The organism is Actinophytocola sp., from assembly GCF_050699915.1.
Taxonomy (GTDB): Bacteria; Actinomycetota; Actinomycetes; order Mycobacteriales; family Pseudonocardiaceae; genus Actinophytocola.
In genome coordinates this window covers 1-10,803 of record NZ_JBOHGA010000207.1, presented here as the reverse complement: position 1 = coordinate 10,803, position 10,803 = coordinate 1, and the positions used below count along the sequence as shown (strand labels likewise).

The 10,803-nt window shown below is 72.9% G+C and carries 12 protein-coding genes; 4 read left to right on the top strand and 8 right to left on the bottom strand.

Annotated elements, in window-relative coordinates; all coding sequences use genetic code 11:
• A partial coding sequence (locus ACRDSK_RS27120) for a serine/threonine-protein kinase (RefSeq protein ID WP_431444142.1) occupies positions 1-782 on the bottom strand: 782 nt, incomplete at its 3' end.
• 179 nt (positions 783-961) lie between these two features.
• On the opposite strand from ACRDSK_RS27120, the gene ACRDSK_RS27115 reads away from it, so the two are divergent.
• On the top strand, positions 962-1,960 hold the full coding sequence (locus tag ACRDSK_RS27115; RefSeq protein ID WP_431444141.1) for an acyl-CoA dehydrogenase family protein: 999 nt from the start codon (positions 962-964) through the stop codon (positions 1,958-1,960).
• A gap of 3 nt (positions 1,961-1,963) precedes the next feature.
• On the opposite strand, the gene ACRDSK_RS27110 is transcribed toward ACRDSK_RS27115, so the two are convergent.
• Together ACRDSK_RS27110 and ACRDSK_RS27105 are read right to left on the bottom strand one after the other, a co-directional pair.
• On the bottom strand, positions 1,964-3,202 hold the full coding sequence (locus tag ACRDSK_RS27110) for an alpha/beta hydrolase family protein (RefSeq protein ID WP_431444140.1): 1,239 nt from the start codon (positions 3,200-3,202) through the stop codon (positions 1,964-1,966).
• 52 nt (positions 3,203-3,254) lie between these two features.
• Positions 3,255-3,593 carry an MmcQ/YjbR family DNA-binding protein gene (locus tag ACRDSK_RS27105; RefSeq protein WP_431444139.1) on the bottom strand — a complete coding sequence of 113 codons (339 nt, stop codon included), beginning with the start codon at positions 3,591-3,593 and terminating at the stop codon, positions 3,255-3,257.
• A gap of 6 nt (positions 3,594-3,599) precedes the next feature.
• Here ACRDSK_RS27105 and ACRDSK_RS27100 point away from each other — a divergent pair, with 6 nt between their 5' ends.
• Entirely contained in the window at positions 3,600-4,661 is a 1,062-nt protein-coding gene (locus tag ACRDSK_RS27100) for an RNA polymerase sigma factor (protein ID WP_431444138.1), read from the top strand.
• Here ACRDSK_RS27100 and hsaB read toward each other — a convergent pair.
• From hsaB to hsaA, 4 genes are read right to left on the bottom strand one after another with little or no spacing between them, the layout of a single operon-like run.
• The gene (gene hsaB / locus ACRDSK_RS27095) at positions 4,658-5,206 is read right to left on the bottom strand and encodes a 3-hydroxy-9,10-secoandrosta-1,3,5(10)-triene-9,17-dione monooxygenase reductase subunit (protein WP_431444137.1); all 549 of its coding nucleotides are present in this window, start codon (positions 5,204-5,206) and stop codon (positions 4,658-4,660) included. The genes ACRDSK_RS27100 and hsaB overlap by 4 nt on opposite strands.
• Complete coding sequence (gene hsaC / locus ACRDSK_RS27090; protein WP_431444136.1) at positions 5,203-6,108, bottom strand: iron-dependent extradiol dioxygenase HsaC; 906 nt, start codon at positions 6,106-6,108, stop codon at positions 5,203-5,205. Before hsaC ends, hsaB begins: the two co-directional genes overlap by 4 nt.
• A complete protein-coding gene (gene hsaD / locus ACRDSK_RS27085) occupies positions 6,108-6,932 on the bottom strand; it encodes a 4,5:9,10-diseco-3-hydroxy-5,9,17-trioxoandrosta-1(10),2-diene-4-oate hydrolase (protein WP_431444135.1) in 825 nt (274 codons plus the stop codon). Before hsaD ends, hsaC begins: the two co-directional genes overlap by 1 nt.
• Positions 6,923-8,086: a 3-hydroxy-9,10-secoandrosta-1,3,5(10)-triene-9,17-dione monooxygenase oxygenase subunit gene (hsaA, locus tag ACRDSK_RS27080; protein ID WP_431444134.1), complete on the bottom strand. Its 1,164-nt coding sequence runs from the start codon at positions 8,084-8,086 to the stop codon at positions 6,923-6,925. The genes hsaD and hsaA overlap by 10 nt, the downstream gene beginning before the upstream one ends.
• 143 nt (positions 8,087-8,229) lie before the next feature.
• Here hsaA and ACRDSK_RS27075 point away from each other — a divergent pair, with 143 nt between their 5' ends.
• Positions 8,230-8,589 carry a hypothetical protein gene (locus tag ACRDSK_RS27075; protein WP_431444133.1) on the top strand — a complete coding sequence of 120 codons (360 nt, stop codon included), beginning with the start codon at positions 8,230-8,232 and terminating at the stop codon, positions 8,587-8,589.
• Here ACRDSK_RS27075 and ACRDSK_RS27070 read toward each other — a convergent pair.
• A complete protein-coding gene (locus ACRDSK_RS27070; protein WP_431444131.1) occupies positions 8,553-10,154 on the bottom strand; it encodes an FAD-binding protein in 1,602 nt (533 codons plus the stop codon). The genes ACRDSK_RS27075 and ACRDSK_RS27070 overlap by 37 nt on opposite strands.
• Here ACRDSK_RS27070 and ACRDSK_RS27065 point away from each other — a divergent pair.
• A partial coding sequence (locus ACRDSK_RS27065; protein WP_431444130.1) for an FAD-dependent oxidoreductase occupies positions 10,153-10,803 on the top strand: 651 nt, incomplete at its 3' end. The two genes, ACRDSK_RS27070 and ACRDSK_RS27065, sit on opposite strands and share 2 nt — an antisense overlap.

The window sequence follows — 10,803 nt, the reverse complement described above, 5'->3', positions numbered from 1 at the left end:
GGCTTGGCCGGCTTCGTCTGCCTGGTCGGCGCGTCGGCCGGGTTGGCGAGCGCGCCCGCCGCGGCCTGCATGGTCGGGCGGGTGCCTGGGTCGGGCCGCATCAGGTTGGCCAGCGTGTCGGCGAGCGGGCCGGCGTTGCGCGGCGGCGGCGCGATGCCCGACGCGACCGCGTGCAGCAGGGCCAGCGGGTTGGAGTTCGTGCCGAACGGCGGCTTGCCCTCGACGGCGTGGTAGAGCGTCGAACCGAGGGAGAACACGTCGGAGGCGCGGCCGGGGTCCTCGCCGCGGGCGATCTCGGGAGCGAGGTAGGCGGGCGTGCCGGCGAGGCCGGTCTGGGTGGTCACCGTGCCGTCGTCGAGCGCCTTCGAGATGCCGAAGTCGGTGATCTTCACGGTGCCGTTGTCGGCGAGCAGGATGTTGCCCGGCTTGACGTCGCGGTGCACGATGCCGACCGCGTGGGCCGCGGCGAGCGCGGCGGCGACCTGCGCGCCGATCTCCGCGACCTCCGTCGGCGGGAGCGTGCCGCGCTCGGCCAGCACCGCGGAGAGGCTGCGCGACGGCAGGAACTCCATGATCAGGCAGGGGTCGCCGTCGTGTTCGGCGACGTCGAACATCGCGATCGCGTTGCGGTGCTGCAGCCGCGCCGCGATCCGCGCCTCGCGCATCGCGCGCCGGCGGGTCTCCTCGGACTGCTCCTCGGACACGGCGTAGCGGACGAGCAGGCGTTTGATGGCGACGGTGCGGTCCAGGCGCTCGTCCTGCGCCTTCCACACCACACCCATCGCGCCGCTGCCGACCTGCTCCAACAACCGATAACGGCCAGCGACCAGTGCACCCTTCTCGATGACCAGGTCTCCTCGCGTGCGTCGTGTTCAGGCCCCCGACCGTCACTGAGAATATCGAACCGGCCCGATCGAGGGACGCGCTAGGCAACCAAGCAACCGTTTGGTTAGATTGTGGCATGCGTTTGACCGAGGACCAGCGGTCGCTGCGGGACACGGTTCGCCGGTTACTGGCCAAGGAGTCCGACCACTGGCCGCCGCTGACCGAGCTGGGTGCCCCGGGGCTGCTCGTGCCCGCGCCGGCCGGCGGACTGGGCGCCGGGCTGGCCGAGGTGTTCGTCGTGCAATACGAGCTGGGCCGCACGCTCGCCGCCACCCCGATGCTGGGCTCGGTGCTGGCCGCGACCGCGCTGGTCTCGGCCGGCGACACCGCGCTGCTGCCGCGGGTCGCCACGGGCTCGGTCGTCGCGCTGGCCTGGGCCTCGCCGTCCGGCTGGGCGGAGCCGGCCTGTGTCGCGCGGGACGGGACAGCGGGCTGGGAGCTGTCCGGCTCGGCGGCCTACGTGCTGGACGGCGACACCGCGGACCTCCTGCTGGCGGTCGCCCGGACGGACGACGGCCCGGCACTCTTCGAGGTCGAGCCGGCCGTGGCGGTCCGTGCGCACACACCGGCGATGGATCAGACCCGCCGGCTCGCGACCGTGACGCTGTCCGCGGCGCCCGCCCGCATGGTGGGGGCGATGGACCTCGACCTGCTGCGCGACGTGGCGTGCACCGCGCTCGCGGCCGAGCAGGCCGGGACGGCGGCCCGCTGTCTGGAGCTGACCGTGGACTACGCGAAGCAGCGGCGGCAGTTCGGCCGGCCGATCGGCTCGTTCCAGGCGTTGAAGCATCGGATGGCGGACATGCACGTGCTGGTGGAGACGGCCGAGTCGGCCGCGCTCGCCGCCGCGCTCGCGCCGCCGTCGGAGCTGGCCCTGCGTGCGGCGGTCGCGAAGGCGCACTGCGCGGAGGCCCTGCACGAGGTGGCTGGCGAGATGATCCAGCTGCACGGCGGCATCGCGATCACCTGGGAGCACGACGCGCACCGCTACTTCAAGCGCGCGCACGCCGGTCTGCCGCTGTTCGGCCCGCCGGCCGAGCACGTCGACCGACTCGCCGGCCTCGCCGGGATGTGACGTTCAGCTCGTCCGCAGCCGGTCGGCGAGCCAGTCGAACATCCGCTGCTCCACCCGCAGGCGCGCGAGCGGCTCGCAGTGCCCGCCCGCGCCGTCGGCCGCCGCGAACGCGACGACCTCCGCGTCCGCGACGAGCCCCGCGAGTCTCCGCGACTGGCCCGGCCAGAACTGCTCGCCCTCCGGGTCGGTGACCAGCAGCGGCGTGCGGACGGCGCCCGCCTGCTCGCTGGTGAGCCGGTACTCGCACACGGTCCGGAACAGGTCGTACATGTCGTCGCGCCGGTAGGGCCGGCCGCGGAAGGCGAGCGTGCGGCGCAGGCTCGGGACGCGCTCGGCGACTCGCATGCTCTTCAGGAAGCCCTCGCGGTCGCCGGCGTCCAGCTGCTTGACCATGCTGTCCGGCAGCCGGCCGAGCCACGACGTCGACACGTCCACGACGCCCGGGTCGACCACCGCGGCCCGCAGCCGGTGCTCGAACGCCAGCGCCCGCGGCAGCCAGTAGCCGCCCTGGCTGATGCCGTACCCGGTCAGCGCGCCGGCGTCGACGTCCGGGCGGGCCACCAGCACGTCGAGCACCGGCGTGAGCACGGCCTCCCAGTCCGGGCGGAATGCCACGTCGTGCTCGAAGAGCATCGACTGCTGGCCCGGCCCGTCGAAGACGAACGCGTTCCACCCGCGCTCGAGCGCGGCCGCGACCCCGCTGCCCCACAGGTCCGACAGTGAGCCGTCGCTGCCGTTGGTGACCACGAACGTGGGCCGCGCCGTGCCCGAGGCGTCCGGGCGCAGCAGGTAGCCGGGCAGCGAGGTCGCCTCGTACGGCACCGACACCCGCACGTGCGCGCCGTCCGAGCAGTCGACGAACGCGTCCCAGCAGTCCCGGTGCCGGCGGAAGGTCGGCGCGAGCCGAGGGCCCGGATCGCCGAGGCTGTCGACGCCGTCGAGTGCCGCGGCCCAGTACGTCGCCGCGCGCAGGTACGCCCCGGCCGCGCTGACCCGGTGCCCGGCCTTGTGGGCGGCCGCGGCCACAGTCTCGGTCTGCTCGGCCGTCGTGGACCACTCGCGGAACCAGTCCCGGGGTGAGCGCACCCGCGCGATCGTGGCGAGCACGTCGCCCGGGTCGCTCGCGCCGTGTACGGCCCGGCCGAGCGCGCCCCGGGTCTGGAAGTCCAGGTCGCCGCTGCGAAAGAAGCCGTCGGTGATCACTTTGTGGTGCGTGCGCAGCGCACCGGCCAGCTTGGCCATGCCGCCTCCAGTGCTCACCCGGTACGTCGCGGCGCCGGCGGCGGGCGTGACGTCAGCCGTCGAGCTCGGCCAGCACGCGCGTCGGTGCGCGCAGCCGCCACGAGTCGGTGAGCAGCTCGGTCAGCTCGTCGACGTCCACGGCGGCGAAGCGGACCAGGACGAGCGGGTGGCCGTCGTAGTGCGGGGTGGTGAAGAACTTCTCCGGCTCGGAAGAGATCAGGCCCTGCTTCTCGCCCTCGTCGGCCACCCAGATCGCGAGCACGTCGCCCTCCTCGCGGATGCGGGCGAAGAGCCTGTCCTTGACCCGGAAGCCGGGCCTGCCGTACGACGGCTTCTCCGTGGTGCGTGGCAGCGACAGGGCTACCCGCCGGACGTCGTCCTCGGTCACCATGGAGCCATGGTGCCAGCCGCGGACTCCCTCGCCGGGCTGGCGCGTCTGCTCGGCGCCCCGCCGCCGGAGGCCGAGCAGGAGCCGGCTGACGTCGTCCGCGAGTGGCTCGCCGATCCCGCCGATCTCGCCGAGTCCGCCTCGCCGGAGTCCGAGCCGCTGCGCCGTGGGCTCGCCACGCTGGAGCCGCGACAGCGGGCGGTGGTGGTGCTCCGCTACTGGTCCGGGCTGTCGGTGGCGGAGGTGGCCGAGCTGCTGGAACGGCCCGAGGAGACCGTCGAGCTGGAGACGGCCGCGGCGCTGGACGTGCTGGCCACCGACGAGGAGCGGCTCGCGGCCGAGCTGGCCGAGCTTGCCGCGGACCCGTGGCCCGAGGAGGACGTCGAGCCGGCGCCGCGGCGGTGGCGCTCGGTCGGTGTCGCGGCCGGCGTGCTCCTCGTGGCGGGTGTGTTCGCCGCGGTGCTGGGCCTCGGTGAGCCGGCGAGCGCGCCGCCGAACGACTCGTCGTGGTCGCCGCCGCCGACGGACCCGTCGGCCACGGGTGCGCCCGGCCCGCCGCCGTCCGTCGGCAACTCGGCGGCCGCCATCGACAACCGTGCCCGCCGGCTCACCGCGCAGCTGGCCAAGGCCCGGTCACGGGTGCTGGCCGGCGTCGACGTCGCGCCCATCGCCGTCTCCACCACGTACGGGTCCGAGCCGTGGGAGCCGCTGGTGTTCCACGTCGCCGACACGCCCGACCTCTACCTCGCCGTGGCGCTGCTCGGCGCCGGCCACGACGCGGCCCTGCTGAAGATCGACGTCGGGCGTCGCGACCCGGACTCCGACCCGCGGTACACCCCGTGCCCGGAGTTCCAGCTGGACTGCACGTACCGGCGGTTCCCGGACGGCACCTACGGCGCGGTGAGCGTGTTCTCCGAGCCGGAGACCGACCACACGGTCCACCGGCTGACCGCGATGCGCCCGAACGGGACGTTCCTGCACGCGACCGTGTACTACGTGGAGGCCCGGTCCGACCCGCCGCCGCTGGACGTCGCCGACCTGTTCCGCTTCGCCACGGTCCTCAACTACTAGATCCAGTCGTCGTGGCGGGACCAGGTGATGAGGTTGTCGAGGATGCCGGGGGTCGGCTCGGCGGGCTCGGTCACCGTGTATGCGCCGCGGTAGAACAGCAGCGGCCGGGTGTCGCGCCGCGGGCCGAGCGTGGTGACCCGGCCGATCACCACGTGGTGGTCGCCGCCGTCGTGCACGCTCTCGATCGCGCAGTCCAGCCAGGTGAGCACACCGTCCAGCACCGGTACGCCGGACGGGCCCGGCTGCCACGACGCGGCCGCGAACTTGTCGGCGCCGGCCGTGCCGAACACGGTGCTGACGTCGCGCTGGTCGTGGCTGAGCACGTTGACACAGAACGAACCGTGCCGCTCGATCAGCGGCCAGGTGCGCGACGTGCGGCCGGGACAGAACAGCACCAGCGGCGGGTCCAACGACAGCGCGGCGAACGACTGGCACGCGAACCCGACCGGCTCGGCGCCCTCCATCGCCGTGACGACCGTGACGCCGGTGCAGAAGTGTCCCAGTGCCTTGCGAAACGCGGCCGGCTCGATCATCTGGTCGATCATATTGGGCGCGCGCCGATCGAGAAGTCGTGACCCCACAACGAGACCGCGGTGCTCTCCCGCGCGATCCAGGCCTCGTCGTCGACCTGCCGGCCCTCGCAGCCGAACTCGACGTCGAAGCCGCCCGGCGTCTTCATGTAGAAGGACAGCATCAGGTCGTTGACGTGCCGGCCGAGCGTCGCCGACATCGGCACCTGGCGGCGCAGCGCCCGGTCGTGACACAGGCCCACGTCGTCGGTGCTCTCCACCTCGATCATCAGGTGCACGATCCCCGACGGCGTCGGCATCGGCAGGAACGCGAGGCTGTGGTGGCGCGGGTTGCAGCCGAAGAACCGCAGCCACGCGGGATCCCCGTCCGCGGGCCGCCCGACCAGCTGCGGCGGCAGGCGCATCGAGTCGCGCAGCCGGAAGCCGAGCACGTCGCGGTAGAAGTTCAGGGCCTCCGCATCGTCCCGTGTGGACAGCACGACGTGGCCGAGGCCCTGCTCGCCGGTGACGAACCGGTGGCCGTACGGGCTGACCACGCGCCGGTGCTGCAGCGCGACGCCGTGGAAGACCTCGAGCGTGTTGCCGGACGGGTCCTCGAAGGTGATCAGCTGGTCCACTCGCCGGTCGGCGCACTGCTCGCGGGTGCCCTCCTTGAACGGCACGCCCGCGGCCTCCAGCCGGCCGCACACCTCGCCGAGCTCGGCGACGTGCGCGACCTCCCAGCCGGACGCGGCCAGCCGGTCGGTCTCGCCGGGCACGATCACGAGGCGCGCGGGGAAGTCGTCCATCCGCAGGTACAGCGCGTCCTCGTTGTCTCCCTTGCCTTCGACCATGCCGAGGACCTTCAGCCCGAACACGCGCCACGCGGGGACGTCGGTCGCCTCGATGCGCAGGTAGCCCAGCGAGCGAATACCCATCAGGTGCTCCCGAGGAAGTCCATCGCGAGCCGGTTGAACTCGGCGAAGCGCTCCAGCTGCGCCCAGTGTCCACACCGGCCGAACACGTGCAGCTGCGCGCGGGGGATGACCTTGAGCGCGACGAGCGCGCCGTCGAGCGGGTTGGCCCGGTCCTCGCGGCCCCAGACCAGCAGGACGCGCTGGCGCAGCCGGTGGGCCTCGCGCCAGAGCATGCCCGCCTCGGGGTCCGCGGCGAACGAGGCGCCCATGGCCGCCATGGCGCGCAACGCATCCGGGTCGCTCGCGGCCGCGTACCGCTCCTCGACGAGCTCGTCGGTGACGAGCGACGGGTCGTACACGAGCGTCCGCAGGAAGCTCGCGAGCTTCTCCTTGCTGGGCCCGGGCGGCGCGCCGAACTGGTAGAGCTTCTTGATGCCCTCGGTCGGGTCCGGGGCGAACACGTTGAGCCCGAGCCCGCCCGGTGCCATGAGCACGAGCCGGCCCGCGCGCGTTGGGTGGTCGAGCGCGAAGCGGACCGCGGTGCCGCCGCCGAGCGAGTTGCCGACTAGGTGGGCGCGCTCGATGCCCAGCTCGTCGAGGAGTCTCGCGAGCGCGTCGGCGGCGAAGGTGAAGTACTGGCTGGTGATCTCCGGCTTGTCGGACTTCCCGAAGCCGGGCTGGTCGACGAGCACCGTGCGGAACTGCTTGGCGAACACGGGAAGGTTGGGGCCGAAGTTGCTCCACGCGGACGCGCCCGGCCCGCCGCCGTGCAGCAGGACGACGGCCTCGCCGGTGCCCGCCTCGTAGTAGTGCAGGCCGGTCGCGGTGGCTTCGGTCAGATCCACGCGTCGGTCACCTTCAGCCCGAGCTGTGCCTGCCCGTACATCGCGAGGGCCTTCTCCGGGTCGTTGATCGCGTGCACGCGGCCGGCGTGCGCGTCGCGCCAGAAGCGCTGGATGGGCGTGCCGACCTTGAGCGCCCGGCCGCCGGCACTCTCGAAGAGCCGGTCCACGGCGGCGATCGCGGAGCTGGTGGCGTTGACCTGGTCGCGGCGCGTCTGCACGCGCAGCGGGAACGGGATCTTCTCGCCGGCGGTCGCGTGGCGGAACTGCTCGTCGAGGTCGCGCTCGATCAACAGCATGGCGGCGTCGATGTTGCTGGCCGCCTCGGCGATGCGCACCTGGTTGAAGGAGTCCTCGGCGGCGCGGCCGCCGGTGGAGGCGCGCACGCGCTCGCGGGTGTGGTTGACGTAGGCGTCGTACGCGCCGGTGGCCATGCCGACCACGGGCACCGCGATGGAGCAGGAGAAGACGGAGGCGAAGGGCAGCTTGTAGAGCGGCCCGGTGTTGACGGCCTGGCCGGGGCCGCGGCACTTCCCGGTGTCCATGAAGCTGAGCGTGCGGTACTCGGGGACGAAGACGGTGTCGACGATGATGTCGTTGCTGCCGGTGCCGCGCAGCCCGATCGTGTCCCAGACGTCGTCGATCCCGTAGTCGGCGCGGGGGAGCAGGAAGGTGCGGAAGTCGGTGGGGTTGCCGGCGTCGTCCATGACCAGACCGCCGAGGAAGACCCAGGTGGCGTGGTCGCAGCCGGAGGAGAAGCTCCACCGACCGGTGAACTCGAACCCGCCGTCGACAGGCTTGGCGCGGCCCATGGGGGCATAGGAGCTGGAGACGCGGGTGTCGTCGTCCTCGCCCCAGACCTCCCGCTGCGCACGGTCGTCGAAGAGGGCGAGTTGCCAGGGGTGGCAGCCGAGCACGCTCGCCACCCAGCCGGTGGACCCACAGGCGCTGGAGACGGCGCGCACGGCGCGGTAGAACTCGTTGGGGTGCTGCTCTCGGCCGCCGTAGCGCTTCGGTTGGAGGAGCTTGAAGAACCCGGTCAGCTGCAGCGCCTTGATCGACTCCTCGGAGATGCGGCGCGCGTCCTCGGTGTCCTGGGCACGCTCCCGCAACACCGGCAACAGCTCGTGCACGGCGTCGATCACCCGCTCACTCATGCGCCAAGACTAGAACACGTTCTCATTCCTGTCGATGGCGATGCCCTGTGGACAACTTGCTGGAACCTGTGGACAACCGTTTGGCAGGGCGCCGGTCTTGGTGCAATCTGGGCATCGCTCCACGACCAACCCGAGGGGGAACCATGAGTGAGGCACCAGAGCTCGCAGGCCGCGTCACCCGGCTCGAGCACGAGATGGCGGAGGTGCGTTTCCTGGCCACCAAGGCCGAGAAGGACGCGTCCGACTGCAAGACCGTTCTGATCGGCCACACCGGCGTGCTCAACGCGATCCGCGAGGACCAGGTCGAGCAGGGCAAGAAGTTTGCCAAGCTGGATACGCGGCTGAGCAGACTGGAAGACGAGGTGCACCGAGGCTTCGCCGAGATGCACCAAGGCTTCGCCGAAACGGGTAGCGGCTTCGCCACGCTCGCGGCGGGCCAGGCGCAGATCACCGCCCTGCTCACGGCTCATATCGAGGACTGCGGCGGCAGCGCCGGCGACTGAGTCGCCGCGTGTTGACCGGCTCGGCGGCCGGAGAAGACGCAGTCCGCCAGCGAGAGGCCGCTGACGTACGAGTTCGAGCAGATGCCCACCGCGTTGCGGCCGGCCGCGTACAGGCCCGGCACCGGGGTTCCAGAGGCGGACAGCACCTCACCCGTCGACTCCGACACGACCAGCCCGCCCAGCGTGAGCACGGGGCACGGGTAGCCCAGCCGGGGACCGTAGGAGCAGTCGATCAGCGTGTACGGCGGCGTCGACAGCGGCGCCACCAGCGAGGGGTCCTTGCCGAACGCGTCGGGTGTCGAGCCATAGGAAGCCATCGTTGCCGCCAGGCCTTCGGGGGAGATGCCGGCTCGGCGGGCCATCGCCGGCACGGACTCACCGCGGACCCGTGACCAGCCCAGCAGGTACCACGCCTGCAACCGCTGGAACCACAACGTCTCCGAGCGCAGTGAGCGCCGTGCGGCCGCCACGATGGGTGCGTCGACCAGCAGCCACGCCCGGCCCCCGCCGGCCACCACGCGCGAGCCGATCGCCGCGCCGTACGACGACTCGTCCACGAACCGGGCGCCGGTGGGATCGACGAGGATGCCGCGCAGCAGCGCGCTCGGCGGCGTCAGGAACCGCCACGCCGAAACGGAAGTCATCCGCGCGACCGTGCCGCCCGCCGAGACGCCCAGCGAGATGCCGCTGCCGTCGTCGCCCTGTGTCCCAAGGGGTAGGCCGCCGCGGTAGGCGGGCGCGTGCTCGCGCATCATCGACCGGTTGTTCACGAAGCCGCCCGCGGCCAGCACCACGCCCCGCTCGGCCGACACGAACAGCGGCTTGCCCCAACGGGACTCGAGCGAGGCGATCCGCCGGTGCAGGCGGCGGGCCAGCGCGGGCGCGTACAGGCCCGGCTTCACCGCGAGCCGGTGCAGCCGGGCGAGTCGGCGCCGCACCCGGGCCGGCGCCGCCGACAGCGTGCGGCACTCCACGCCGACCACCCGGCCGTCCTCGACGACCAGCCCGACCGCGGTCGTCCAGGAGAGAACCCGGGCGCCCGACGACCGGGCGGCCGCGGCCAGCGCGGCGAACAGCACCCGGCCCGACGTGCCCCGCCCGTGCGCCCGGTGCCCCCGCGCGGCCGGCGCGGCGAGCGAGCGGAACGGCCAAGCGTTCTCGCTCCCCGAGTGGTACAGGTAGTACTCGTCGGGTGGGTAGGACGTCTTGAACGGACACGGCGACGGGTCGAACGGGACGCCGAGGCCGGCCAGCCAGTCGACCATCGCGGGCGACGAGTCGACGAACGAGCGCAGCGTCGCCGGCGCCACCACGTCGCCGACCTCCTGCGACAGGTAGTCGAACATCGCCGACGGGGTGTCCGCCACGCCGGCGGCCCGCTGGACCGACGTTCCGCCGCCCGCGTAGACCACGCCGCCGGACACCGCGGTGGCGCCGCCGCCCGTGAAACGGTCCAGTACCAGGACGTCCGCCCCGGCTCGTGCGGCCTCGACGGCGGCACACGCGCCCGCCCCGCCGAAGCCCACCACCACGACGTCCGCACGGTCGGTCCACTCGAGGGGCATGAGAAAAACTATAACCTGTTCTAGTATGAGCCCCATGGAGTCGGTTGACGTGGTCGTGGTCGGAGCCGGCGCGGCGGGGATGACCGCCGCGCTCACGGCGGCACGCCACGGTCTCGACACCGTCCTGGTCGAGAAGGCCGACCGCTACGGCGGCTCCACCGCACGCTCCGGCGGCGGCGTCTGGGTCCCCAACAACGACGTCCTCGCGCGGGACGGCGTCCCGGACAACCCCGAGGACGCCGCGGCCTACCTCGCCCACATCACCGGCGACGACGTCGACGACGACCTGCGCCGCGCCTTCCTCGACGCCGGCCCCGACATGGTTCGCTTCGTCCTCGCCAACACCCCGCTCGACATGCGCTGGGTCGCCGGCTACTCCGACTACTACCCCGAGGCCCCCGGTGGGCGGATGCAGGGCAGGTCGATCGAGCCGAGGCCCATGGACGCCCGCGTCGTCGGCGAGGACATCGACACGCTCGCCGAGCCGTACCTGCGCGCGCCCACGGGGATGGCGGTCACCCAGGCCGACTACCGGTGGATGAACCTGGTGGCCCGCCACCCCCGCGGCCTCGCCCGCGCCGGCCGGGTCGCGGCCCGCCGCCTCGTCTCGCTGGCCCGCCGGCGCCGGCTGCTGACCATGGGCCAGGCG